This is a genomic window from Guopingia tenuis (assembly GCF_014384805.1).
GTDB classification, from domain to species: Bacteria; Bacillota; Clostridia; order Christensenellales; family Christensenellaceae; genus Guopingia; species Guopingia tenuis.
Window position 1 is genome coordinate 39,412 of sequence record NZ_JACRSS010000001.1, and the last position, 26,595, is coordinate 66,006.

Sequence of the window (26,595 nt, forward strand, 5' to 3'; positions counted from 1 at the left end):
AGGGATAAAAAGAGGATGCGCGCATCCTCTTTTTTTGTGCCCTTTGGATGGGGAGAATCTATAAGGCTATAAAAAGACGATTCCTGTTGAAAAATATCACAAACTCGCCTATGATAGAATCAGGAAAAAATGGGAGGCTTTTACAATGATGATAGCGGATCTGCATATCCATTCCAAATATTCCCGGGCAACCAGCCGGGACTGCGACCTGGAGCATCTGGAACTATGGGCGCGGCGCAAGGGGATTGGCGTTTTGGGAACGGGAGATTTTACCCATCCGGCCTGGCGGGAGGAAATGCGGCAAAAGCTGGTTCCCGCAGAGGAGGGCTTATATATACTGAAGGAGGAATACCGCCTTCCGGCGCAGGTGGCCGGCGAGGGAGAAGCCCCGCGCTTTCTGGTCACGGGGGAAATCAGTTCGATCTATAAAAAGAGGGACCGCGTGCGGAAGGTGCATAGCCTGATTCTGCTGCCAGGGCTGGAAGCGGCAGAGGAGCTTTCCCGGAAGCTGGAGGCCATCGGCAATATCCATTCGGATGGGAGACCGATTCTCGGGCTGGACTGCCATGATCTTTTGGAGATCCTGCTGGAAACCTGCCCGGAGGGAGAATATATCCCGGCGCATATCTGGACGCCGCATTTTTCCCTCTTTGGGGCGTTTTCCGGCTTTGATTCCCTGGAGGAATGCTATGGTGACCTGACGGGGGAAATCCATGCGGTGGAAACCGGGCTTTCTTCTGATCCTCCCATGAACTGGCGGGTGAGCGAATTGGACGGCCTCACGCTGGTTTCCAATTCGGACGCCCATTCACCGGCAAAGTTGGGACGGGAGGCAAATCTGCTATCCACGGAACTGGCATATCCCGCCATTCGCCATGCCATTCAAAAAGGACGGGAAGGGGGATTCCGGGGTACGCTGGAATTTTTTCCGGAAGAGGGGAAATATCATTTCGACGGCCACCGGAACTGCAAGGTATGCCTGCATCCGGCGGAAACCGGAGATATGGACGGCCGCTGCCCGGTCTGCGGGCGGAAGATGACGATTGGCGTTCTCCATCGGGTCTGCGAGCTGGCAGACCGGGCGGAGGGCTACCAGCCGGAGAATGCGCTGCCTTTTGAGAGCCTGGTGCCTCTGCCGGAGGTAATCGCGGCCTCCACAGGAAAATCGGCTGCCAGTGTTCGGGTGAGAGAGCAATATGAAAAGATGCTGGCAGAGATCGGACCGGAATTCCATATACTCCGGGAAGCGCCCATCGAGGAGATCCGCCAAAAGGCGGGACTGCTGATAGCGGAGGGGATCGAACGCCTTCGCAGCGGCCGGGTGGAGAGGACACCGGGATATGACGGGGAATATGGAAAAATTGAAATTCTGCGTCCCGAAGATATGGCAAGATTGCAGGGCCAGCTTTCCTTTTTTGCGGAGGATGCGGGAAAAACAACCCGGAAGCAGGCGGCGCCCGCAGGTATAAAAAAACGTGCCGGAAAGGAGAACAGTGCGGCGGCGGATGAAGGGGAGCAGCTGAACGCGGAGCAAAGGGCCGCTGTTTGCGCGGAAGACCGCCGGACGGCTGTGATTGCCGGCCCGGGGACGGGCAAGACGAAGACTCTCGTGGCCCGGATCGCGCATCTGGTGGAGCAGGGGACAAAACCGGGAGAGATAACGGCTGTGACCTTTACGCGCAAAGCGGCGGCGGAGATGCGGGAACGTCTGGCAAAATCGCTGGCGGATAAAAGGGCGGCCCGCACCCTGCATATCGGAACCTTTCACAGCCTCTGCCTGGAGTTGCTGGAGCAGATGGAAGGGAGGGTAAGCCTCCTGAATCCGGAGGAAGCCCAGGAAATCGCCGAAGAAATTTTGACGGCACAGGAGAGCCCGCTTTCCCCCCGGAGGCTTTTGGAGGGCGTTTCCCGGTGGAAAAATGGACAGGAGACGCAGGTTGCTCCTGAGCTGCTGGCGGCCTATCAGGCACGGTTGGAAGCGGCAGGGCAGGTGGATTTTGACGATCTTTTAAAAAAGACGCTGGAGCTTTGGGAAAAGGAAATTCCCAGCCGGCTGGAAAAGCGGTTTTCGCATCTGCTGGTGGATGAATTTCAGGACTGCAATGCCCTGCAAAATCAGCTGATCCACGCCTGGGGAGAAAAGGCGCAAAGCGTGTTTGTCATTGGCGACCCGGATCAGGCCATTTATGGATTCCGGGGCGCGGATACGGAGGGATTCCGGCGGCTGAAGGAGGAATTTCCAGAGCTCCGGCAAATTCGGCTGCGGAAAAACTATCGTTCCACGCCGGAGATATTGGATTGCGCCCTGCCAGTGATTCAAGCCGGCGATGGCGTAAAGCGCGAGCTGGAGGCACTGCGCCCGAGCGGAGTGAAAGTGCGCTTGGTACAGGCGCAGAGCGATTTGCAGGAAGGGATTTTTATTGCAAAAGAGATCAACCGGCTGATGGGCGGCGTGGATATGCTGGATGCCCAGGCTTATGGAGAAAGGGGAAAGCCACTGGAATTTTCGGATATCGCCGTGTTATACCGCACTCACCGGCAGGCGGAAATTTTGGAAACCTGCCTGAAAAAAGAGGGAATTGCCTTTGCCGTAACCGGGCGGGAAAGCTATCTGGCGGATTCAGTCGTGCGGGGGACACTGGCTTTTTTCCGCACTCTGCTCCAGCCGGGAGATAAAAACGCCCTGGCGGCGTGTTGGCGGCATATATGGAAGGTGAAAAAAGGCGAAGTGGATGGCCTTTTGGCGCAGGCCCCCGAGGCAGCGGATCTGGCGGGAATCTGCCGGGAGTTTGAAGGCAGGGAAGCGTGGCTGGACGAATGGATACGCATGGCAGAGCGGTTTGGGCCGCGGGCGGCCAGGGAAAAGCCATGGAAACTGCTGAAAGAATGGAGGGAACTGCGCCCGGAGACGGAGAGGCCGGCTCTGGAACGGCTGGAGCAGGCGGCAGTCCTTTCGCCAAAAATGCCGGAATTTTTGCAAACTGTGTTGCTGGGGCAGGAACAGGACATCAAGCGGCAGGCCGCCAAATATGCGGCAGGCGCTGTGCAGCTGCAGACCTTCCATGGCGCAAAGGGGCTGGAATATCCCGTGGTGTTTTTATGCGGCGTGGAGCAAGGAAAAGTCCCGTTGGAAAGGAAGGGGCGTGCGGTTGACCGGGAAGAGGAACGGCGGCTCCTGTATGTCGGGCTGACGCGGGCGAAGGAGGAACTGATTCTGACCTGCGCCGGGGAGCCCAGCGATTTTCTGGGGGCCATCTCCAGGGAATCGCTGAAAATGGAACAGGCTGCTCGGCCGCGAAGCACCGGCAAGCAGATGAGCCTGTTTGATATGGGGATATAAAAAAGTGTGGGCGGAGACCGCAGCAAATGATATTCCAGATCAGTCCGCCTTGCATGTCCCAAAACTGTACGGATTCCCTGCGTGATATCGAATGGGGGCGGGAAAGTTTCCGATAGATATTCGGCAAAGCGGGCTGTGCTCCGTTTGCAAAGCTGCCCCCGGGAGCCGAAAACAAAATAGGAATGTATCCGATGAATGGAAGGAGAGGTTGAAAAGATCTCTCCTTTTATTGGATATTTTCCGTCTCCATTAGGGAGAGGGCCGCAATTTCATCGATAATCAGAGAATTGATGTATCCTCCTTTGATGGCGGCGCAGATCGCGGGCACTTTTTCATTGCCGGCGCATACGGCAAATACCTGCGGAATTCGTTGCAGGGAATGGAGAGATATCCCGATCACCCGGTCTTTAACGGGGGAAGGCGGTTCGTTTCCCTCTGAATCAATCTGGTGGCCGCAGATATCGAAAAGACCAGTATCCGACATGTGCTTGGCGTCGGATGCTTCCAAATATTTTGCCTTATATATCACCGTGTTTTTGTAATTGGAGGAGCCCAGGCCGACGAAGGCGGCATCCAGGCTGTCGATCAATTTAAAATGTTCGATATTTTCCGGTTCCTGCATGAGCAGAACTTTCAATTCTGGATTATGAACCATCAGCGGAGTTTGCAGCAGCTGATACTGCGCGCCCATTTTGAGCGCCAGATTTTTTACAAGTTCGCGGCCATCCATGTGCATGGTCTGCTGATACATGCCCCCGATGAGCTGTACAATTTTTGTGTCGGGATATGACTTGGAGCAGTGATAGCGGTTGACAAAGGAATTAAGCGTAGTTCCCCAGCTGATGCCGACCTTCATTCCGTTAAATACAATACGATTCAGCATTTCACTGGCCGCGGAACCAATATTATCTTTCGCTTCCTCCAGGTTCTGCCCGGCCGGCACGACAACGACATTTTTCAAAGAAAAAAAATTCTTGATTTTGGCCGCCATATCCGTGAGCGAAAAGACGGGATCCTTTATGGTGATCTGTACGATGTTTAAGCTCCTGGCGGCGGAGAGCATACGGGATACTTTTGGCCGGGATATGTGCATCATCGCCGCAATCTCATCCTGAGACATGTTGCCGTAATAATAGAGCTTTGCTGCCTTAATCAAATCTTTTCTTGTCATGGTATATTTCATTTCGGATACCCCCATAAACATTCGTGAACATTTGTTCAATATAAAGCCTGAAAAATATTGATAAATGTTCGGCTGGCATATATGATTATATCATGAAAAGAAAAAAATAAATAGGGCTTTTATGAAAGGAGAAAAAATGTTAGTCAACTCAAAATCCGTATTGGAGGAAGCAAAAAGGAGCCGGCATTGCATTATCGCGCCGGATTATATCGATATGGATTCTGCAAGAACATTTGTTCATGAAGCAGAAGCCATGAACCAGCCGATTATTCTATCCTATGCAGAGGTGTTCCGTTCTTTCTTCTCTCTGGAAGAGGCGGCGGCAATCGGCAAAGTGGCCGCGGAAAGCGTGAAGATACCCATTGTGCTGCATTTGGATCATGGAGAACATTTTGAATTTATAAAAAAGGCTATCGATTTGGGGTTTACTTCGGTCATGATTGACGCTTCCAGCGAGACATTTGAAGAAAATGTCAGACGAACCCGGGAAGTCATCGATTATGCGCATCCGAGGGGCGTCACTGTGGAAGCGGAGATTGGCCATGTGGGCATGGGGGAGAACTATGAGGCAAAAGACGATACCGATTCCATCTATACAACTGTAGAGGAGGCAATGGCGTTTGCGGAGCAAACCGGGGTGGATTCGCTGGCAGTATCCATTGGAACGGCCCATGGAAAATATAAAAATGCTGTCGAACCGGTGCTGAATTTTGAACGCCTGCATGAGCTGGATGAAAATATCTCCATCCCGCTGGTGCTTCATGGAAGCTCCGGATCGGGCGACCAAAATCTCTATCGGTGCGCAACCGAGGGAATCTCCAAAATGAATATCTATACGGATTTTCTGGTGGGAGCGATGGAACAGGTGCGGCTGGATAATCCGTCGGAATATATTGCATTGAAACAATCGGCTTCCCATGGAATGGGAAAGGTGCTGCGGCACTATTTTGCATTGTTTGCGAAATAAATGTGACGGAGGAAGAATCCATGGAAAAAAGAAAAATCAGGACGCCGTTTTTCAGTGTAAATCCCAAAGCATATATTTATGGCGACGCCAGCGTTGCATTAGCGAAATTTACCGATCAAATGGCCGAAAAATACGATATAGATGTATTTTATACCGGCCAGCATGTGGATTTGGCAAGAATAAAGAATGAGACGAAGCATGTGATCGTCACCGCGCAGCATATGGATGGATTGGTTCCCGGCAGAGGAATGGGACATATCCTGCCCGAAGCGTTAAAAGCGGCGGGAGTGGAAGCGGTCTTTTTGAATCACGCAGAACACCCATTGACGGTCAACCAGCTGGCGCAGGCCATATCGCGGGCGGATGAACTGGGAATTCTCACGATTGTTTGCGCGGATACGGCGGAGGAAGCAAAGGCAATCGCCCAGCTGAAACCGGATGTAATGGTTTGTGAGCCGACCAGCCTGATCGGGACGGGAAAGGTAAGCGGGGAAGAATATGTGCATTTAACAAACGAAGCGGTTAAATCCATATCGCCTGACACCCTGGTTCTTCAGGCGGCGGGGATCCGCAGCGGAAAAAATGTCTTTGACGTGATCATGTGGGGCGCCGACGGCACTGGATGCACCAGCGGCATCGTAGCGGCCCAGGATCCTTTTAAGGCTTGCGAAGAAATGATGCAGGCGGTGCAGGAGGCAAAAGAAAAGCTGGCAGGAGGGAAACAGGGAAAATGAAAATATTTAGGGATAAGGTCATGATAACCTCAAACGGGAACCGGCCGTCTTATCACAATATCACGCAGGAAGTGCGCGCGATTGTCCAACAAAGCGGGATTCAGAATGGAATTTGCGTGGTGCAGTCCCAGCACACGACCTGTTCGGTGCTTTTTGAAGAATATGTGCATGATACGGATTTCAACGGCGATGAGTATTTGCAGGCGGATTTAAACCGGATTCTCGACCGGATCATTCCCAGAGAGAAGACCGAAAACATGGACTATCGCTATCCCGGCCCGAAGCATTTGGAATTCCTTATGGGACTGGAGGACCCGGACTATCCCACAGACCCGCGGACCATTTTAAATGGAGATGCACATATCCGGGGTTCCCTGTTTGGCGCCAGTGAGACGTTTATTCTGGAGAATGGGCAGCTGGCAACAGGCGCTGTTGGATATATCTATTTTGTCGATTGGGATCAGAACCGATCCCGCAGGAGAACCTGCCATGTCATGGTAATGGGCGAATAGAGGCCTTGCCGATAAAGTGAAAGGAGAGATATAGTATGTATTCATTTGAGTTTTCGATGCCCACAAAAATTGTTTTTGGTGCGGGAGAAGTTTCAAAAGTCGGAAAAGAAGCGGCGGTTTTCGGGGAAAAGGCCCTGTTGGTGACGTATGACGAAGCCTTTGTAAAAGAAGTAGGATTTTATGAAAAGGTGGCTTCAAGCTGCCGGGAAGCGGGTGTCCAGCTGATCGATTTCTTTGGAGTGAAAAGCAACCCCACGGCTGAACATGCAGCCGGCGGCATCGAAATAGCCAAGCGGGAGAAACCGGATGTCATCATTGCCCTGGGCGGCGGATCGGCAATGGATGAGGCAAAATTTATTGGCATTGCCGCGCTTTATGACGGTGATCCATGGGATTTTCCTTTGGGAAAAGCAGAAATTGAAAAAACGATACCTGTTATTGCCATAGTGACCATCCCCGCCACTTCCTCTGAATTGAACGGCACTGCCGTAATCACCAACGAGACGCGCAGAAGGAAAGACGGTTTTTCCAGCCCGGTCATGAAGCCCCGCACGGCGATTTTAGATCCGGAGCTGACATACACCATTCCGATCCGGCAGACCGCATATTCAGCGGCGGATATCGTGTCGCATCTGCTGGAACATTATCTTGGCCATACATTGGAATTCGCGCCATACCAAGATCATTTTTGCCAGGGAGGCATACGTTCCATTATGGAATGCATGGATAGGCTGCTTGACGATCCGCAGGATAAGGACGCACGGGCGGTCATGATGTGGCAGGCGGCGTTTGCCTGGTGCGGTTTCTATGACTGCGGCATGGGCCTGCCGAACTCCAATATTCATATTCTTGGGCATGAACTTTCAAACTTTTATAACACGCCGCATGGAGCGGCAATGTCCATAACGATTTTGGCCACCATGCGTTATTATCTGAACACAAGAACAAAGAAATATGCCGATTTTGCGCGGGAAGTGTTCGGTATACGGACTGGGGACGATATGATTGCCGCAAAAGCGGGAATCGCCGCATTGGAGGCATGGTTCAAAAAGATAGGAACTCCCTGCACGTTGAAAGAAGCGGGAATAACGGACCCGGATGCGGTGGATAAAATGGCGCCGCAGGCGCTTAAGACGGCGATCGTCTGGGGCGAAAAAGACGCCTATGGATATAACGAAGAAATGCTGAAAGATATGTATCGGCTCTGCCTATAAAAGATAAAACTGTTTTGGAGGGTGATGGCATATGAATGGGGATTGCTTTCTTGGCATTGACGCGGGAACAAGCGGAGTAAAAGCAGTAGTTATAGATATTCATGGAGATATACGCGGCATGGGATATCGGGAATGCGGCGTGATAAACCCGCATCCAGGCTGGGCGGAACAAAATCCAGAGGATTGGTGGATTGCCTGCGATGGAGCGGTGCAGGAGGCTGTGCAGAAAAGCGGCTGCGGGAGCGCAGTTGCCGGAATTGGCCTTTCCGGCCAGATGCAGGGATGCGTGTTGCTGGACAGACAAGGGGAACCCATTGGAAACTGCATCATCTGGCTGGATCAGCGGGCGGATGAGGAAACCGAGGCCATCAATCAGCTGGGTTCGGTGAAGGAGATGCTGAACGTTGGCGGATACTGTCTGAATAGTTTTTGGGCTCCCAAACTTTTATGGATCCGCAAGCACCGTCCCGCAGATTTTGAAAAGATAGAAACCGTCATGTTCACGAAAGATTACCTGCGGTATCGGATGACGGGAGAAATCGTGACCGATGTCAGCGACGCTTCGCTTACCTTTTTTGTTGATCTGCCCAAACGGCGCTGGTCCGACAAAATGATCGATAAAATCGGGATTCCCAGAGACATTCTGCCTGAACGGCTTTTGGAATCAACCGAACCGGCGGGAAGACTGCGGGCGGATCTGGCGGCGCGATGGGGAATCCGTGCAGGGACGATTGTGGCCGCCGGCGCAGGGGATCAGCCGGCCTGCGGAGTGGGCAGCGATGTCGCCCGCTCGGGCGTGATCGGCTCGTCCATTGGCACTTCCGGGGCGGTTTTTGGCTGCCTCGATCATCCGTTTGTGATTGAAAAACCATGCGCGGCCTATAGTATGTGCCATGCGGTTCCGGATGAATGGTGCTTTCTGGGACTGAGCCTGACCAGCGGAGCATCGTTTAAATGGCTTAGGGATATTGTCTTTGCAGAGAAAAAAGCGGAAATGGCGCTGAAAAAAGGGGATATATACGGATATATGACCGGGCTTGCGCAGAAGGCCGATCCGGGATGCGAAGGGCTGCTTTTTTTGCCGTATCTTAACGGGGATAAAACGCCGAATAATGATAAGGCGGCAAGAGGAGTATGGTTTGGTTTATCTCAGCGGCATGGAGTCAATGAGCTGTGCCGCAGCGTCATGGAAGGCGTCACCTTCTCCCTGCGGGATTCTCTGGAGCTTCTTCGGGAGCAGGGAATGGAGGTACAGGAGGTGCATGCGTCCGGCGGCGGCGCAAAAAGCTCTTTGTGGCGGCAGATTCAGGCGGATATTTTTCATGCGCCTGTTATGACCATGAATGTTGAAGAAAGCCCGGCGGCCGGCGCGGCCATAATCGCGGGCGTGGCGGCCGGCGTGTTCCGCAATATTCAGGAAGGGTGCGACTGCATGATACGGGTTACCGACGTGACGGAACCCATAGAGAGCCATGCAAAAATCTATGACGATTATTTTCAGGAGTATCGGCAATTATATGCTTCACTGAAAAAGAATTTTATGGATCAGAACCGAATTGTTCAAAAATATTCCGTATGACGCATCGGAAGGGACGGACGTTTGTTTCCATGCAAAAGCCAGCCTGGATCTGAGCCGGGCCAGGTAGAAATCGTATAGCAAAAAGAACCCCATCCAGAGGGGTTCTTTTTGCTATGCCGTCCGCGCAGCGCAAAAGGCATCTGCCGGTTCCGCAAAGATGAGGATGTCGTCGATCTTCACGCCAAAAACGGCAGCGAGGATCACGAGATTATCAATCGTGGGCATAGCGGCGCCTTGCTGCCACTTATAGATGGCCTGGGGCGTGGAAAAGCCGAAGGTATCTTGCAGATCTTTGACGGAGTATCCCGATTTAGCCCGCAGCGCCGCAATATTTTGCCCGGTTTTGACCATATCGATGGTGGGTTTCCTGTTCATTTTTTATCCTTTCCGGCAGCTGGGCCGGAGGAGCCGGCTCAGTTTGCCTTAAAATTATAGATGGGCTTCATAATATCGACGATGTCCACGGAGTCTCGGATTACATCAATGATCTCGCCGATAGACTTATATGCCATGGGGGCTTCATCGATGGTGGATTCGCTGACAGAGGTTGTATAGATGCCCTGCATTGTCCGCCTGTATTCCTCCATATCCAGCTCCTGCCGGGCTTTTTTTCTGGACATAATTCTGCCCGCGCCGTGGGGAGCCGAGTAATTCCAATCCGGATTTCCCCTGCCGACTGCCAGGACGCTGCCATCCCGCATATTGATGGGGATCAGGATCCTTTCGCCCTTATGGGCGGCGACGGCCCCCTTCCGCAGAATCCTCTCTTTGGTATCGATATAGTTGTGGATGGTATGGAAAGCATCCGTATATCCGATTCCGCACCGCTCCAGCAGGATCTGGGCCATTTTTTCCCGGTTTCGTCTGGCGAACCGCTGGCAGATCTCGACATCGTGGAGATAATCCTCCAGATATGTTCCATATAAATAGCAAAGGTCCTCCGGAATCGTGGTCTGCTTTCCCGTCCATTGCAGCGCTTTTAGGGCCGCCTGAATCTCCTTGCGCCGGCCGGCTGCTTTGTATTCTGCAATGAGGGCGTTTCGTTTTTCAAAATAGGCTTCCATTCCCTTGTTGAGATCGATGGCCAGCTTTTGATAGAGCTCAGCAACCTGTTTGCCGAGGTTCCGGCTTCCGCTGTGGATAATCAGATAGAGCGTGCCGTCGGAAGCCTTATCCACTTCGATAAAATGGTTGCCGCCCCCGAGGGTGCCCAGGCTTCTCTCCAGCCGCCTTGTCTGCCTGAGGCTCCGGAAGCATTTCAGCTCCGTGAGGTCGAAATGCTCCTGCCGGCCATCCCAAACCTCCTGCCCGGAGGGGATATAGTGGGCCGCCTCATCCAGCTTTGCAAAATCAATGTGTGAAGTATTCAGTCGAACAGTGTACATCCCGCAACCGATATCGACGCCGACGATATTGGGGACCGCTTTATCCTGAACCGTCATTGTTGTGCCGATGGTGCAGCCCTTTCCGGCATGGACGTCGGGCATGATGCGGATGCGGCTGCCCCTGGTAAATTCATGGTCACACATCCTCTGGATCTGCTCGATGGATTCATATTCGACGGTTTTAGCGAAACAGATCGCCGTATTCACTTTTCCCTTAATTTCCAACATTTTTTCTTCCTCCAATATGAAAAAAACCGCCTGCCCTGCAAGACAAGCGGTGAAAACAATTCTGCTTTATACGCCTATACCACGGCGTTTGCCGTTGGGCCCGTCTTGTCCGAAGTGCATCAAAAAATAAACCCGGTACTGTGGATCGCACGGGAGCAGTTCACGGCGCTCATTTTTCAACGTAACAGCACAAAACATGGCCTTTTTCTTCCTTTCTGCGCAGTGATGCGCTCAATTTCTGTTTCCACTATAGCACAAGGATTTTGTTTTGTCATTAAACTTGTCGTATAAAATGCCGCTTTTTTATGAAACTGGAGGGAGTATCTAGAAAAATCCGAGAAATTTCCGATGCGGACAACTCGAGGTGGTTGGGTAACAAACTGCGAGCCGAAAGGACGGGATGTATCGCCGATATTTGTATATTTCATCCAAAAGGAGAGGTCTGCGATACGCAAAAGACAAAACGCCGCGGGAAATCATATGGAAAGGATTCAGAAATAGACCGGAGAATTCTGCGCTCCTTTTGTGAGAGAGGAGAAACAGGGAGATATATCCCATCGATTTGACGGGGTGGAGTAAGCGAAGAACCTGTCCCGATGCCGCAGAAGATTTCCAGGCAAGCGGGAAGGAGCAATAGGAGTTCCCCTGATTTTTCAGGGAGGAATAGATGGCGTGAACCCCATTGTGTTGTGAAGAAACCCGCCAAATTTTAAATCTTCCCTTGCAACGAATCGTGCGCAAGGCACAGCGCGTGTCCGCAAAAAGCGGCAACGAACGAATCCGTGTTGCGAGGGCGTATTTGCAAGTCTTTTGTCAATGGGAGTGAGTTTTTTGGAATTAAAGGGAATAAAAAATCCCACCCATTTCGGGTGGGATTCATGACCGCGGAGTTTCCTCCGACCAGTGAAAGGCACTTGAAAAAGATATTTTTGGCATTTCGGCGGTGGGAGCTGAACGCTCGAGCTTGCAAAAAGTTAGCAGCGACAGCGAGCCGAGCGTGATTTTTTTGCGAAAGAGGAGGGACAGTGGAGCGGGAGGCTGATTTTTTATGCAATAAAAAATCGGAACGAGCATAACTCGTTCCGACGTGGCGTACCCGGGAGGATTCGAACCTCTGACCTTTGGAGTCGGAGTCCAACGCTCTATCCAGCTGAGCTACGGGTACAACATTAGTATAATAGCATAAAGCCATATTTTCTGCAAGGGGATTTAGAAAGAAAATCAATAAAATTCTCCGGATGCCCGGAAGGCGGCGTTTGGAGAAAGGCTTTGCTTGAGAAATTGAGGGCAATGGAATATAATATGAAATGACCGGATACAAAATTGCCCACGCTTTGGGGCACAAAACGCTGGGAAAGCCGGATGAGGCGAATTCCGGCGCGGGGCCGGGAAAATATGTGGCATTTGACCTGGACTAAGAGACGGAGACATTGCTGCCCAGGCCATTTGACACGATCATCAGAACCGGAACCTGCAAAGGGGATATGGAGGAAAAGGATGGGAAAAATAAAATTCTGGACAGGCATGATGGAGGTTTTCTCCTTCTTTGTCCTCATTACCGTGATCGTATTTTTTGCAATCTCCTATACGACGCTCCCAGAGCGGATTCCCATGGCATTCAGCGGAAGCGGGGAGCCCGTCGAGGGAGGAAAGATCTATTTTCTCATCACATTTTGGCTGGGCTTTTGCTCCTATGGCCTGCTTTTTATTTTGAAGCGGTTTCCCCGGCTGATGAGCTATCCCGTCAAAATTACGCCGGAAAATGTGGATTTACAGGCGCGCCTGGCAAAGCTCATGCTTTCGATTCTGACGCTTTTCTGTATGCTCATTATCCTTGTGGTATTATATGACCTCTATGCCCGCGCCACCAGCTCGGCTGCCCGAGGGAGTGTGATCCCGGTGGTGGTTCTTTTTGCGGGGATATTTTTGGATGTTGGAATATATATACTCATTGCCAAGAAGAATAAATAAAGGAGACAATCTCATTGATCAATGGAAATATAGAGGGAATTAAAGAGAGCCTTCTGGAGGAAATGGAGGGGCTCTATGATTTGGCCTGCGCCCGGGATGAGTTCATCTCCCGGGAAATGACGGAGCGCCTGGCGGACTATTCCTGCCGGCTAAACCGGGAAATTTCGGTATTTTTGTCCCGCCGGGGCCGGGTTTTGGATGTTTCGGTGGGGAGCAACGAATCCGTTTCACTGCCCTCCATTCGCAAACGCCGGGGGCTTTTGGGGCTGTCGGGTGTGCGGTGCGTACACACGCATCCGGGCGGCAGCCCGATGCTTTCCAGCGTGGATGTGGGGACGCTGTTGTCCTCGCGCCTGGATTCCATGGCGGCTCTCAGCGTAAAAAACGGCAGGCCGGGCAGTTTATGCGCGGGATTTATCGGAAAAGAACTGGATCAATATGAAATGTATGGCCCATTCCGGGCCGACCGAATCCCCGGAGCGGCGCTGATGGCTAAAATTGAGGCTGTCACCCAGCAGGTGGCAGAATTGGTGCGCCTCCAGGCGACGCGGGAGGAAAAGGAGCGGGCCATGCTTATCGGCCTGAATTCCACGGAGGAAAGCATGCGGGAGCTGGCGCTGTTGGCGGATACGGCGGGGGCCGAGGTGGCGGCTTCCTATATCCAGACCCGCCCCCGGGACAAGGGATATTACATCGGCCGGGGCAAGGCGCGGGAGCTTTCTCTGCAGGCTTCGGCTCTGGACGCTGATTTGGCTATTTTTGACGACGAACTGACTCCCATTGAGACCAAAAATCTGGAGGAAATTCTGGGGGTAAAGATCGTGGATCGGACGACGCTGATCCTGGATATCTTTGCCAGACATGCCCGGACCAAGGAGGGCAAGCTGCAGGTGGAGCTGGCCCAGCTGAAATATAACCTGCCGCGGTTGATCGGCGAGGGGGCCGCCCTTTCCCGGCTGGGCGGTGGTATCGGAACCCGGGGCCCGGGGGAAAGCAAGCTGGAAGTGGACCGGCGGCGCATCCACCGGCGGATTTTCGAGCTGGAAAAGGAAATTGCGCGGCTTTCGGAACAACGCAGCCTCCGGCGGGAGGTGCGGGAAAAGAACGCCATCAAGGAAGTGGCGCTGGTGGGCTATACAAACGCGGGAAAAAGCAGCCTTTTAAACGCCCTTTCGGGAGCGGGGGTATATGCGGAGGATAAGCTCTTTGCCACATTGGATCCCGTTACGCGCAAGGCCATGCTGCCCTCCGGAAAGGAGGCGTTGTTTACGGATACGGTGGGATTTATCGATAAACTCCCCCATGAGCTGGTGAGCGCCTTCCGGTCCACGCTGGAGGAGGTAGCCCGGGCGGATCTGCTCCTGCTGGTGGTGGATGCTTCGGATCCGCGGGCCGAAACGCAGATTCAGGTGGTCCGGGATGTGCTGGAAAGCCTGCATGCGGGCGGGACGCCGGCGCTTCTTGTCTATAATAAGATAGACCGTTTGGAAACTGTTCCGGCCAACACGCCCCAGGCCGTCTATATCTCCGCAAAGGAAAACCAGGGGCTTGGCGGGCTTTTGGAACGTGTGGAGGAGATGCTGCGGCCCCGGATGATGGAGCTTACCCTGGACTTGGGCTATGACGAAGGTGCGAAACTGGCTTTTATTCAGAAGCATGCGGAAGAGCTTTCTGTGGAATATGATGAATCCGGCATGCATATGCATATACGCATGCCTGCTTCTGAGGCCCGCAAGCTGCTGCAATGATATAAAAATTTTGTTGACGGATGGGCAGGCCCGTGGTATGTTGAAAAAGAGAATAGATTAGGAGGAATGGAATTATGCAATATAGTTATAGCTGGAATTGGAATGGATTCAATGAGATTCCGCCGGGAGTTTTTGGCTTTTTGACGGGAATAGGAATTGCGGCCCTGATACTCATACTGTCGGCCTGCATTGTATTTTATATTTTTCAGTCTTTGGGACTCTATACGCTGGCCAAACGCCGCGGCATTCCAACGCCCGGCTGGGCATGGGTGCCCATCGGCAATCTTTGGATTGTCGGGAAGCTGGCGGATCAATACGATGAAATGGTCAAAGGGAAGAGCATGAAGTACTCTCAGATTCTGCTGTGGCTGGGAGTGGGAATTGTTGCGGCGGGGAGTATTTTTCTGCCTCTTGCCGTATTACTGCTCTTTGTCGTATGGGCAGCGATAGTTGTGCTGATAGTATTCTGTTATATGGCGTTATATCGCATTTATCAGTCCTGCAGTCCGGATAATGCTGTGGTGTTTATTGTGCTCAGCATCATTTTCCCGGTCATCGTTCCTTTTGTCCTCTTTGCCCTTCGCAACCGGGATACGGGGCTGCCCTTTATTCCGGGAAATGGAACGGCTCCGGGCGGAAACCTGTAATGGCCTTAAAGAGCGGCGCCCAAAGGTGCTGCTCTTTTTCAAAGTATTGCCTGATGCTTGACAATCGGCATTTTTTTGGTTAATATGCTGTTAATGGTATAATGAATCCGGCAGAAGGGAATGGCGTTTTCGCGGGCAAAAGAGAGACGGCGGCAGGTGGAAGCTGTCCGATGCGAAAAGGGCTTGGCACCCTGGCAGAATAACAGCGCCGGAAAAACGAAGCGGGCCGGAAACGGCCAAAAAGGGTGGAACCACGGAGGCGGATTGCTTTCGTCCCTTGCAGGAGCTGCGGGGGATGGAAGTTTTTTTATGGGAAAAACTGCGGTCTGACCCATGCGGCGCAGCTGCGGAAATCAAAATAGTTCAGGAAATTTGCCTGCCCGGGAGGATATGGGCGGCATATGGAAAAGCGGAGGTAAAAAATGGATCAATCCAAAAAGACGATGGATAAGGTAGTGGCACTGGCCAAAAACCGCGGGTTTGTGTTTCCCGGGTCGGAGATTTACGGCGGCCTGGCCAACACATGGGACTATGGCCCGCTGGGCGTGGAATTTAAAAACAACGTGAAAAAGGCGTGGTGGCGGAAGTTCGTCACGGAATGCCGGCATAACGTGGGCATCGACTGCGCTATTCTCATGAACCCGGAAACCTGGGTGGCATCCGGTCATGTGGGCGGATTCAACGACCCGCTGATGGACTGCAAGGAGTGCAAGGAGCGGTTCCGGGCGGATAAGCTCATTGAGGACTATGCCTTCCAGCACGGCGAGGAGATCGACCCGGCGGCTATGACCAACAAGGAGATGGAGGAATTCATCGCGGAGCACATTCCCTGCCCCTCCTGCGGAAAAAATAACTTCACCAACATCCGGCAGTTCAACCTGATGTTTAAAACCTTCCAGGGCGTCAATGAGGACACCGCTTCTCAGATCTATCTGCGGCCGGAGACAGCCCAGGGAATTTTTGTCAACTTTAAAAATGTGCTGCGCTCCACCCGGCATAAAATGCCCATGGGCATTGCGCAGATCGGGAAATCCTTCCGTAATGAGATCACGCCGGGCAACTTCACTTTCCGAACCCGGGAATTTGAGCAGATGGAGCTGGAATTCTTCTGCGATCCCAAAGAGGAGATGGAATGGTTCAACTATTGGAGAAGCTATTGCGCAGATTTCCTGCGCAACCTGGGCATGAAGGAAGAGAATATGCGTCTGCGGGATCATTCGCAGGAAGAACTTTCCCATTATTCCAATGCCACGACGGATATCGAATATCTGTTCCCCTTCGGCTGGGGCGAACTTTGGGGCATTGCCGACCGGACGGATTTCGACTTGAAGGCCCATATGGAGCATTCCGGCGAGAACTTCACCTATCAGGATCCGGTGACCAACGAAAAATACGTTCCCTATTGCATTGAGCCTTCCCTGGGGGCCGACCGCGTGGCCCTGGCCTTCCTCTGCGAAGCCTATGATGAGGAGGAACTGGAAAACGGCGATACGCGGGTAGTGCTGCATTTCCATCCCGCTCTGGCGCCCTATAAGGCGGCGATTCTCCCGCTGCAAAAGAAGCTGGCAGATAAGGCAGACGAAGTATACACCGAACTTTTGAAGCACCATACGGTGGATTATGATCTGACGGGTAGCATTGGAAAGCGGTATCGCCGCCAGGATGAGATCGGGACGCCCTATTGCATCACGATCGACTTTGAAACCCTGGAGGATGGCTGCGTCACCGTGCGCGATCGGGATACCATGCAGCAGGTTCGCATGCCCATCGACAAGCTGCCGGAATTTTTGGACGAAAAGACGACGTTCTGAGAAACGGGCATTTGAAGAAAAAGCGCGGAGGCGATGGCTTCCGCGTTTTTTATATGCAAAAGGCGGGAGAAAATCTATGGGGCCGGGAAAATCCGGCAAGCGAAGCCGGGGAGGCGCCTCGCCGGAGAACCGGCCAGGAGCAGGGGAAAGGGCTGAATTCCCCCAAAGGAAGATAGCCCCAAATGGCAGTACGCTCAGAAAAGAATATTATGGAAAGAAGAGCGTTTTTTAACTCTATCGTTTGGCAGTATTAGAGCGGCCGTATCAGAAATACTAAGTAGCTCCGGAGGCGAGAACCACTATTTAATAATGGATGGAGGACAGCAATACCTGAAAGCAGAAAGGGGCGGATTTGTCTAAGAGGTTTAGGACACGCCGGATGTAGATGGCATCTGTTTTTTGAAGAAAGCGGCGCTTTGCCGGAAAAATGCCGCCGGACGCCGGAAGATATGAAAATACAAGCGCCGTATGCTATGCGGGGCAAAGGCGAAAGAACAAGATTGCGCATGCCAATTCTTTTTGCAGTCCATAAAAAGGGTGAATTTCTCCAAAAAAAGATGCGTTTCCAAAAAAATCGTGCCCGGGATGCACAATTTTTTTTTTGCAACGTATTATAGACTAAGCTAAATGATTAGCGAGAACGACAATCTTTTATTTAGTTAGGAGGATTTCAAGTATGTGTAACAATGGTGGATTTTTCGGTGGCAACAGCTGTTGCTGGATTATTCTTCTGCTTCTCTGCTGCGGTGGCTGTGGCGGCAGCGGTTACAATAACGGTTTTGGCGACAATGGCTGCCTGTGGATCATTCTGCTGCTGCTGTGCTGCTGCGGCAACAACGCTTCGGATGCCAACAACCAGGGCTGCGGCTGCTGCTAAAAAGCGGCAAACGGGCGGTCAAACGTCCGGAAAAATCTATGCATAATCTGCAAATGAAAAAATAGGAATTTCCTTGAGATTCTACGCCAATCGATAAAAAACCAAAAAGGAAGGGCCTGTTGCCCTTCCTTTTTGGTTTCAGATAATTGATTTCTAAAAAAAGGATTTGGAGCCGTGGCAGAATGGCCGTGCCGGCTACATAAGCTTCATATACAAGAGGGGATAGGGATTTCCCTGTTCATCTCGTTCTGTCCGGCGATAAACCTGGAATCCCATGTGTTCATAAAAACCTATGGCCAGGGGATTCTGCTCATTCACTGCCAGGGTTTGGAGGGAATAATGCTCCTTTCCATATTGAATCAGCTGCCTGCCCAATCCCTTTGCCCTCTCTTTGGGAGAGATGAACAGCATTTCCAGATTCTGGTCTTCTATCCCCATAAAAGCGACGGGAGTGCCGGGCTGTTTTTCCGCGACAATCAGGTGGGGAATCTCTTGGAGTGCAGTGGGAACATATTTCTTGATATTCCCGATTTCCTCATCCGACAAAAACAGATGCGTAGCCCTTACAGAGCGTTCCCAGACGGTTACCAGCCGCTCAATGAGTTTCGGTTCTCTTTCCCGAATTTCAATGATCCGCATATCATTCCTCCAAATATTCGCTGCGCAGACCGCAAAATACACGAGAGACATACTTCGATATCCGCCTGCCATATCCCTCCAAATTGCGATGCCTCAACCTTTTTAAAGCGCCGCTGCGGAGAACCCTTTAGAAGGTTTCGGTGATCTGCAGATGCTCGCCGTCCGGGCCGCGGAACATGACATAATACATGCCGTTTTCGCCCAGCTGCGGATCCAGCTTGATTTCGCTTTCAAAGACGATGCCTCTGCCCTCCAGATATTCTTTTGCCTTTTTAATATCCTTTACTTCAATGGTCAAATGATCGAAAATGCCGTCCTGGCGCTCCTCATGGTTTTTAAACTGTACCAGCTCTACCACACAGTTTTGGTTTTGGAGAAAACAGAGCTTGTTTCCGCTGTATTCATGGAGACATTCATAGAGGACATGAAAACCAAGAACGTCCATATAAAATTTTTTGGAAACTTCCATATCCCGGATATATGTTCCGATATGCCCAAAACCGACAACACCCAATTCATTCATAAAAAAGAACCTCCGCTACTATAAATATTCTTGGAACCTGATAGGTTGATTATAGTATACAATGGCGGTTTTGTATAGAGAGTATATGCCGGATATTTCAAGGGCTTTCGGGGAAGAATAGGCATGATTTTATAAAAAAGATACATTTTTTGCCGCTTTCGCACCGTGTCGGCAGTGACGGAATGTTGAAAAGTGAAAAGGATGGTGCTATAATGCTAGAGTCGGCGGCAATGCCAGGCAAAGCATAGGAGGAAGAGAATGAAAAAATGGATCAAGGTTCTGTCCGGTCTTTTGGCGGTGTTGTTAGTGGCCTGCATCGGACTGGTGGCCTGGATGTATTCGATATATAAGGGAATCAGTGATGACCCGTTTTCGGCTTTCAAAAAGCCGTCTACCGGGAGCACGATCACGGTGAAGGATTCCCAGAATATAGAGCATACCCAGACGCAGGGCGTCGTAAATATCCTTCTTTTGGGCATTGATTCCAATGCGGCCCGGGAAGCGGCGCATAAGGGATATCGCAGTGACACAATGATCCTTTGTTCCTTTGATTTCACCAACAACCGTCTGAATATGATCAGCGTGCCCCGGGATACGCGGACGAAGGTCAACAAGCTGGATTATGATACCGGCGAGGTAGTTGACCAGACGACAAACCGGATCAACACTGCCTATACTTTTGGCGGCGGCCCGGATCACTATGGCGCCCAGAACGCCATGGATTGTATGGAGGAATTCCTCTCCTGTGACGGAGAATTTGATATTCCCATCGATTATTACGTTTCCATCGACCTGGATGGCCTGCCCAAGTTGGCGGAATCCCTGGGCGGGGTTGAGGTGGTTTTGGACCGTACCCTGAGCGGCATCGGCAAAAAGGGCGAGACGGTGACGATCAACAAGAAAAATATCGACGATTATCTGCGCCGGCGCTATGACGATGGCGGCGGAGATGACGGCCGGGCCGCCCGGCAGCAAGAATTTATTGAAGCTGTCATCAAAAAAATTCAGAAGATGGGCGCGGTGCAGGCGGCTCCCAAGCTGTTCAACGACGTCCTCGCCTATACAAAGACAAATCTGACGATGGAGCAGATCATTGCGCTGGCCAAATTTGCCGATGGGTTTGACATGGATACAATCAACCGTTACCGCGTGACGGGGACAGGCAAGACCTTTGGAGGTGCATGGATGCTGGAAGCGGATATGGATGGCCTATATGACTTCATTTTGGAGGAATTCTATGATCCCGTCGCATAAGGAGAATGTGGAGCAGGCGCGTATATACGCGCCTGCTTTTCTTTTGATTTTCTAAAATGGGACTTTACAGAAGAAGGCGAAATGCAGTATACTATACTCTATGAGACACGAAAGGGGAAGTTATTTTCTAATGAATTCCGTTACAAAAAAAAGGAAATATATACTCGCGGCGGTTTTAGCCGTTTTCACACTCTTTTTGTTCACCGCCTGCGGTGCTGCACAGTTGCAGCAGCCTCCGGTAGACAGTGGTGTGGAGGCCATTAACCTGGAAGGGACCTGCACTGTAGAAAGAGTGGGGGATAATCTGCGGGTATATTGCTCCAGCAATGTGGAGAACGGCGCGGTTGTCAAGCTGACGCTGGATACTTACGACGGCATGGAGCTGGCTTCCAAGACGTATACCAAGCAGGGCGACGATATCTATGCGGAATTTGCCATCGAGCCTTCCTGGAAAGGCGAGATCTTTGGCAGCATGACCTGCTCTCCGGCAGATCAGCCGGCGGAAATTACAGAAAAATACGGCAAGCGTTTTCAGAATATCCGGGGAGACCAGGTGATATTTGACGTTTCTGGAAATGTTTTTGTGGCCCAAAGCGAATCTTTTCAGCTGGACGCATAAAAAAATAGTTGACATCGAAAAAGGAATATGCTATCCTAAATTTCAGTATAAAGGCGATGAAAAAGACGCGCCGCATTTTTAGACACATAGAGAGCCGTTGGCTGGTGGAAAACGGTTGCAAAAATGTTGGCCAATCCCTTTGGAGCTGAACTCTGAAAGGTATCCCCTGAGTAAGAGGTTCCGTGTTGCGGCGTTATACGCACGGGCTTGTTGGAGCTTTTGTAGAGAGGATGCATTTTTGCATCAACTTGGGTGGTACCGCGTGGTCAATATAACCTCGTCCCTTGCAGGGATGAGGTTTTTTTATTGGAAATCTCTGCCGGGAGGCAGGCACAAAATTTGAAGGAGGAGAACAATGAAAGAGAATTTGGAAGTCATCGCGGAGCGAATTGCGGATATGCGGGAGATTATGAACATTTCTGCGGAGGAAATGGCCATGGCAACCGGCATGAGCGTGGAAGAATATTTGGAATATGAATCGGGAAAGAAGGACTTTTCCTTCAGCTTTCTCTATACCGTGGCAGATAAGCTGGGACTGGATATCACCGACCTTCTGACCGGCGAGAGCGCCCGGCTTTCCATGTTCACCTGCGTCCGAGCGGGAGAGGGCCTGGAGATGAACCGCCGCAAGGAATATAAATATCAGCATCTGGCCTATCTCTTCAAACATAAAAAAATGGAGCCGTTTTTTGTGACGGTGGAGCCCAGCGATGTGGATGCGGCGACGCATAAGAAATCCCACAAGGGCCACGAATTCAACTATATTCTGGAGGGGAGCATGACCTTCTTTATCGGCGAAGAATCCGTTTTGGTGAATAAGGGAGATGCGATTTATTTCAATTCCCAATACCCCCACTCCATGCAGGCGGAAAACGGCGAACGCTGCTGTTTCCTCGCCATCATCGCAAAATAACGACTATTGAGAAAGGACCAATTTGCTATGAGAATGTTTGAACGCTATACGACGACTGGGTTTTCCTCCTATGAGGATTTTGTAAAAAATTTCAAAATCAACGCTCCGGATGACTTCAACTTTGCCTATGACGTCATGGATGTTCTGGCGGAAGAAAAGCCGGAAAAGCTCGCCTTGCTCTGGACCAACCTGGAGGGCGATGTCCGCCGGTTTACCTTCGCGGACCTGAAACGCCTGACGGACAAGGCGGCCAATTTCTTCTATAGCCAGGGAATCCGCAAGGGTGATATGGTTATGCTGATCTTAAAGCGGCATTATGAATTCTGGATCAGCATTCTGGCGCTGCACAAGATCGGCGCGGTGGTCATCCCGGCGACGCATCTGCTCATGAAGAAGGATATTGTTTACCGCAACAACGCCGCCCAGGTCAAGGCCATCGTCTGCACGGATAAATCCGAGGTCATCGACCATATCGACGAATCCGAGCCGGAATCCCCCTCTTTGAAGTGCAAAATCGTCGTGGGCAAGGATCGCCCCGGCTGGGTGAATTTCACGACAGGCGTGGAGGCGGCCAGCGAGGACTGGAAACGCCCGGCAGGCGAGGAAGCAACCAAGCTCCAGGATCCCATGCTGCTCTATTTCACATCGGGAACCACGGGCATGCCCAAAATGGTGATGCACAACTATTCCTATGCCCTGGGGCATATCCCCACGGCCGTCTATTGGCATAATGTAGACCCGGAAGGCATCCACCTTTCGGTCTCGGATTCGGGCTGGGGAAAATGCGCATGGGGCAAGCTCTATGGACAGTGGTTTGCGGAAACTACGGTATTTGTCTATGACTTTGACAAGTTTGTTCCGCCGGAGCTTTTGGAGGTAATCAGCAAATTTAAGATCACCACCTTCTGCGCGCCGCCCACCATCTATCGCTATTTCATCAAGGAGGACCTTTCCAAATACGATCTCTCCCATCTGAAATATGTGACAACCGCAGGCGAGGCGCTGAATCCAGAGGTGTTTGAGCAGTTCCGCCAGGCGACAGGCCTGGATATCAAGGAGGCCTTTGGACAGACGGAAACTGTGCTGGCCCTCGGCAACTTTATCTATATGAACGCCAAGCCCGGCTCCCTGGGCAAGCCCAATCCCATCTATGATATCGATGTGGTAGACGAAAACGGCAACCCCTGCCGCACGGGCGAATCCGGCGAAATTGCCATCCGTGCCGATGAAAACACCTTCCATATCGGCATGTTTATGGGATATTATAAGGATCCTGAGCTGACGAGACAGGCATGGCACGACGGCTTATACCGGACGGGTGACGTGGCCTGGCGGGATGAGGAAGGCTATTTCTGGTATGTGGGCCGGGCAGACGACGTCATCAAGAGCTCGGGATACCGCATCGGGCCTTTTGAAGTGGAAAGCGCGCTGATGGAGCATCCCGCCGTGCTGGAAACGGCCATCACGGGCGTGCCGCATCCTGTCCGCGGGCAGGTCATCAAGGCAACCATCGTTCTGGCCCCCGGCTATACGCCCAGCGAAGAGCTGAAAAAAGAACTGCAGGATCATGTCAAACACACGACGGCTCCCTATAAATATCCCCGGGTGGTGGAATTTGTCGATGAGTTGCCCAAGACCATCAGCGGAAAGATCCGCCGGGTGGAGCTGCGGAATAAGGAGCAGAAATAAGGAGGGCCTATGAAGAGCTATCGCAAGGTTTTGGAGATGAATGTCCCGGCGCGGCGCGGATTCGTCAACATCACGCCCCAGGTGGAGGCAGCGCTCCGGGAGAGCGGCATTGCCGAAGGGCTTATGCTGGTGAACGCCATGAACATCACATCCAGCGTGTTCATCAACGACGATGAGAGCGGGCTGCATCGGGATTATGAAGCCTGGCTGGAGAAGCTGGCGCCCGAGAAGCCCTATTCCATGTATCATCACAACGGCTTTGAGGACAACGCCGATGCCCACTTAAAACGCACGGTTATGGGCCGGGAAGTGGTGGTCGCCGTGACCAAGGGACAGATGGATTTTGGCACCTGGGAGCAGATTTTTTACGGTGAATTTGATGGAAAACGGACCAAGCGTGTGATGATTAAAATCATCGGCGAATAAACTGGAAAAAAGCGGAAAGAGGCGATTCTTTCCGCTTTTTTAACTTTATGGATACAAATAGGGTGGAACTATGACAAAAAATAGTGTATAATAAAGCCGCATATATCCGCCCTAGCCGATGCGGCGGAAAAAGACAAGTTAGAGTGAGGACAATCATGAAAATTCGCAAAGTTGTTATTCCTGCGGCGGGCCTGGGAACCCGGTTCCTTCCGGCAACGAAGGCGCAGCCCAAAGAGATGCTGCCCATTGTGGACAAGCCGACCATTCAATATATCGTGGAAGAGGCGATTGCCTCGGGCATTGAGAGCGTTCTCATCATTACCGGGCGCTCCAAACGGGCCATTGAGGATCATTTTGACCGCTCGGTGGAGCTGGAGATGGAGCTGGAAAAGCACCACAAGGACGATCTTTTGAAGGAGGTCCGCGATATTGCCGGGATGGTGAATGTGCATTATATCCGCCAGAAACAGCCCTTGGGGCTGGGGCATGCTATTCTCTGCGCCCGGGATTTTGTCGGGAACGAGCCCTTTGGCGTGCTTTTAGGGGACGATATCGTCGTATCCAAGGGAAAGCCGGCACTGCGGCAGCTGATGGACGTATATGAGGAAAAAAACGCGACGGTGGTGGGTGTGCAGCAGGTAGACCCCTCCCAGGTGGACAAATACGGCATCATACAGCCGGGCATTACCGAAGGCGGCCTGCACGAGCTGAAGGATATGGTGGAAAAGCCAGCAGTTGCGGAAGCCCCCTCGAACCTGGCAATTTTGGGACGCTATGTTTTGAGCCCGGCGATTTTTGAAGAGCTGGAGCGGACCGAGAAGGGCAAGGGAGGCGAGATCCAGCTCACGGATGCCATTCGCAAGCTGATGGACAGCCAGAAGGTGTATGCGTATGAATTTGAGGGCAAGCGTTATGACGTGGGCGACCGTCTGGGATTTTTGGAGGCGACGGTGGAATTCGCCCTGGCGCGTCCGGATCTGAAGGATGCTTTTACGAAATATCTGAAGGAAATCAGCAAAACCCTATGATGCAGCCATTAAAACGCACAATTCTGATAAAAAATGCCGTGATCTATACGCTGAACGCCAAAGATGAAGTGGTGCGCGGCAATATCCTGGTGCAGGGAAACCGCATCGCCTATGTGGGCGAGGAGCTCCCGCAGATTCAGGCGGAAAGAGAAATTGACGCGGAGGGGAACCTGGTGTTTCCGGGGTTCTCCAATGGGCATACGCATCTGCCCATGATGCTCCTGCGGGGCGCGGGAGAGGATCTGCCGCTGATGGACTGGCTGACCCAAAAGATTTTTCCGCTGGAGGATAAGCTCAGCGATGAACTGGCCTATCTGGGCAGCATGCTGGGGATCATCGAGATGGTGAAAACCGGGACGACATCCTTGGCGGATATGTATTTTTTCTGCGATGGAATCGCGGCGGCGATTCAGGAAAGCGGCATCCGGGCCAATCTTTCCCGCTGTGTATCCGGGCAGACGATGGAAGAAGCAAAGGGGCGCATCAATGACGCTCTGCGGATTTATGACACCTATCACGGCGCGGCAGAGGGCCGGCTGGAGGTGGGCTTTTCCGTGCATGGGGAATATACGACCGGCACGGAAGTGATCCGGAAGGTCTGCGCATTGGCCAGGGAACGGGACGCCGTTTTGCAGATACACATTTCCGAGACGGAAAACGAGCATGAGGAGTGCAAAAAACGCCACGGCGGAAAGACGCCGCTGGGCATTCTGGAGAGCCTGGGCGGGCTGGAAGGCCGTGTGATTGCCGCTCATGGCGTCTATATAGACGATGAAGATATGGAGAGAATTGCCGGGCGGGATGTAACGGTAGTCACATGCCCCAAAAGCAATCTCAAGCTGGGAAGCGGGATCGCCCGGGTGCAGGAAATGCTTTCCCGGGGCGTGAGCGTGGCGCTGGGAACCGACGGAGCTGCCAGCAACAATACGCTTGATCTGATGGATGAAATGCGCTATATGGCGCTTCTGCAAAAGGGAATGACGCGGGATCCGGGCGTTATGGATATCCGGCAGTGCCTGCGGATTGCCATGCAGAACGGCGCCCGGGGCATGGGCATAGAGGCGGGTGAGATCGCGCCGGGCATGCTGGCCGACCTGATCCTTGTGAATACAAAATCCTCCCGCTTCTATCCGCGGCAGAATGCCGAGGCGCATGTTCTCTATTCCGCGTGCAGCCAGGATATTTCCATGACCATGATCGACGGGCGCATTGCCTATGAAAATGGGAAAATACAATTCTGCGACGAAGCCCGGGTGTTGGCGGATTTTGCCCGTGCGGCAGAAAAGCTCTATCGATAGGGTGGGAGCA

General features: G+C 52.1%; 23 protein-coding genes, 1 tRNA gene and 1 other annotated feature. Of the genes, 18 read left to right on the forward strand and 6 right to left on the reverse strand.

Going from position 1 to position 26,595, the window contains the following annotated elements:
* Window positions 1-145 precede the first annotated feature (145 nt).
* Window positions 146-3,340, forward strand: a complete 3,195-nt coding sequence (locus H8693_RS00195) for a UvrD-helicase domain-containing protein (RefSeq protein WP_249279286.1) — start codon at window positions 146-148, stop codon at window positions 3,338-3,340.
* Between the two features lie 226 nt (window positions 3,341-3,566).
* On the opposite strand, the gene H8693_RS00200 is transcribed toward H8693_RS00195, so the two are convergent.
* Window positions 3,567-4,523, reverse strand: coding sequence for a sugar-binding transcriptional regulator (locus H8693_RS00200; protein WP_249279287.1), 957 nt, complete (start codon window positions 4,521-4,523; stop codon window positions 3,567-3,569).
* Window positions 4,524-4,659: 136 nt separating this feature from the next.
* On the opposite strand from H8693_RS00200, the gene H8693_RS00205 reads away from it, so the two are divergent.
* The 5 genes from H8693_RS00205 to xylB are packed head-to-tail and all read left to right on the forward strand — an operon-like array spanning window position 4,660 to window position 9,529.
* A complete protein-coding gene (locus H8693_RS00205) occupies window positions 4,660-5,490 on the forward strand; it encodes a class II fructose-bisphosphate aldolase (RefSeq protein ID WP_249279288.1) in 831 nt (276 codons plus the stop codon).
* Window positions 5,491-5,510: 20 nt separating this feature from the next.
* The gene (locus H8693_RS00210; protein WP_249279289.1) at window positions 5,511-6,224 is read left to right on the forward strand and encodes a triose-phosphate isomerase; all 714 of its coding nucleotides are present in this window, start codon (window positions 5,511-5,513) and stop codon (window positions 6,222-6,224) included.
* Entirely contained in the window at window positions 6,221-6,736 is a 516-nt protein-coding gene (locus tag H8693_RS00215) for a YjbQ family protein (RefSeq protein ID WP_249279290.1), read from the forward strand. The genes H8693_RS00210 and H8693_RS00215 overlap by 4 nt, the downstream gene beginning before the upstream one ends.
* A 35-nt stretch (window positions 6,737-6,771) precedes the next feature.
* Complete coding sequence (locus H8693_RS00220; RefSeq protein WP_249279291.1) at window positions 6,772-7,950, forward strand: iron-containing alcohol dehydrogenase; 1,179 nt, start codon at window positions 6,772-6,774, stop codon at window positions 7,948-7,950.
* Between the two features lie 31 nt (window positions 7,951-7,981).
* Entirely contained in the window at window positions 7,982-9,529 is a 1,548-nt protein-coding gene (gene xylB / locus H8693_RS00225) for a xylulokinase (protein ID WP_249279292.1), read from the forward strand.
* 111 nt (window positions 9,530-9,640) lie between these two features.
* On the opposite strand, the gene H8693_RS00230 is transcribed toward xylB, so the two are convergent.
* From H8693_RS00230 to H8693_RS00240, 3 genes are all read right to left on the reverse strand, one after another.
* Entirely contained in the window at window positions 9,641-9,904 is a 264-nt protein-coding gene (locus H8693_RS00230) for a helix-turn-helix domain-containing protein (protein WP_249279293.1), read from the reverse strand.
* Window positions 9,905-9,942: 38 nt separating this feature from the next.
* A complete protein-coding gene (locus H8693_RS00235) occupies window positions 9,943-11,142 on the reverse strand; it encodes an RtcB family protein (protein WP_249279294.1) in 1,200 nt (399 codons plus the stop codon).
* A gap of 1,088 nt (window positions 11,143-12,230) precedes the next feature.
* Window positions 12,231-12,307 (reverse strand) — tRNA-Arg (locus H8693_RS00240).
* Between the two features lie 332 nt (window positions 12,308-12,639).
* Here H8693_RS00240 and H8693_RS00245 point away from each other — a divergent pair.
* From H8693_RS00245 to H8693_RS00265, 5 genes are all read left to right on the forward strand, one after another.
* Window positions 12,640-13,113, forward strand: a complete 474-nt coding sequence (locus tag H8693_RS00245) for a hypothetical protein (RefSeq protein WP_178621282.1) — start codon at window positions 12,640-12,642, stop codon at window positions 13,111-13,113.
* 14 nt (window positions 13,114-13,127) lie between these two features.
* Window positions 13,128-14,861 carry a GTPase HflX gene (gene hflX, locus H8693_RS00250; RefSeq protein WP_249279295.1) on the forward strand — a complete coding sequence of 578 codons (1,734 nt, stop codon included), beginning with the start codon at window positions 13,128-13,130 and terminating at the stop codon, window positions 14,859-14,861.
* A 74-nt stretch (window positions 14,862-14,935) separates the two neighbouring features.
* A complete protein-coding gene (locus tag H8693_RS00255) occupies window positions 14,936-15,508 on the forward strand; it encodes a hypothetical protein (protein WP_249279296.1) in 573 nt (190 codons plus the stop codon).
* 422 nt (window positions 15,509-15,930) lie between these two features.
* Complete coding sequence (locus H8693_RS00260; protein ID WP_249279297.1) at window positions 15,931-17,319, forward strand: glycine--tRNA ligase; 1,389 nt, start codon at window positions 15,931-15,933, stop codon at window positions 17,317-17,319.
* 676 nt (window positions 17,320-17,995) lie between these two features.
* Window positions 17,996-18,196, forward strand: coding sequence for a chorion class high-cysteine HCB protein 13 (locus H8693_RS00265; RefSeq protein WP_249279298.1), 201 nt, complete (start codon window positions 17,996-17,998; stop codon window positions 18,194-18,196).
* Between the two features lie 195 nt (window positions 18,197-18,391).
* On the opposite strand, the gene H8693_RS00270 is transcribed toward H8693_RS00265, so the two are convergent.
* Both H8693_RS00270 and H8693_RS00275 read right to left on the reverse strand, forming a co-directional pair.
* Window positions 18,392-18,835, reverse strand: a complete 444-nt coding sequence (locus H8693_RS00270) for a GNAT family N-acetyltransferase (RefSeq protein ID WP_249279299.1) — start codon at window positions 18,833-18,835, stop codon at window positions 18,392-18,394.
* A 127-nt stretch (window positions 18,836-18,962) separates the two neighbouring features.
* Window positions 18,963-19,358 carry a VOC family protein gene (locus H8693_RS00275; RefSeq protein ID WP_249279300.1) on the reverse strand — a complete coding sequence of 132 codons (396 nt, stop codon included), beginning with the start codon at window positions 19,356-19,358 and terminating at the stop codon, window positions 18,963-18,965.
* Between the two features lie 258 nt (window positions 19,359-19,616).
* Between H8693_RS00275 and H8693_RS00280 the strand changes: the two genes are divergently transcribed.
* From H8693_RS00280 to H8693_RS00310, 7 genes are all read left to right on the forward strand, one after another.
* A complete protein-coding gene (locus H8693_RS00280) occupies window positions 19,617-20,612 on the forward strand; it encodes an LCP family protein (RefSeq protein WP_249279301.1) in 996 nt (331 codons plus the stop codon).
* A gap of 130 nt (window positions 20,613-20,742) precedes the next feature.
* A complete protein-coding gene (locus tag H8693_RS00285) occupies window positions 20,743-21,231 on the forward strand; it encodes a hypothetical protein (RefSeq protein ID WP_249279302.1) in 489 nt (162 codons plus the stop codon).
* 47 nt (window positions 21,232-21,278) lie between these two features.
* Window positions 21,279-21,519 (forward strand) — a binding site (T-box leader).
* 67 nt (window positions 21,520-21,586) lie between these two features.
* Entirely contained in the window at window positions 21,587-22,144 is a 558-nt protein-coding gene (locus H8693_RS00290; RefSeq protein WP_249279303.1) for a helix-turn-helix domain-containing protein, read from the forward strand.
* Between the two features lie 33 nt (window positions 22,145-22,177).
* Entirely contained in the window at window positions 22,178-23,833 is a 1,656-nt protein-coding gene (locus tag H8693_RS00295) for an AMP-binding protein (RefSeq protein ID WP_249280084.1), read from the forward strand.
* 9 nt (window positions 23,834-23,842) lie between these two features.
* On the forward strand, window positions 23,843-24,259 hold the full coding sequence (locus tag H8693_RS00300) for a secondary thiamine-phosphate synthase enzyme YjbQ (protein WP_249279304.1): 417 nt from the start codon (window positions 23,843-23,845) through the stop codon (window positions 24,257-24,259).
* A 155-nt stretch (window positions 24,260-24,414) separates the two neighbouring features.
* The gene (galU, locus tag H8693_RS00305) at window positions 24,415-25,287 is read left to right on the forward strand and encodes a UTP--glucose-1-phosphate uridylyltransferase GalU (protein WP_178620200.1); all 873 of its coding nucleotides are present in this window, start codon (window positions 24,415-24,417) and stop codon (window positions 25,285-25,287) included.
* The gene (locus H8693_RS00310; protein WP_249279305.1) at window positions 25,284-26,585 is read left to right on the forward strand and encodes an amidohydrolase; all 1,302 of its coding nucleotides are present in this window, start codon (window positions 25,284-25,286) and stop codon (window positions 26,583-26,585) included. Before galU ends, H8693_RS00310 begins: the two co-directional genes overlap by 4 nt.
* Window positions 26,586-26,595 lie beyond the last annotated feature (10 nt).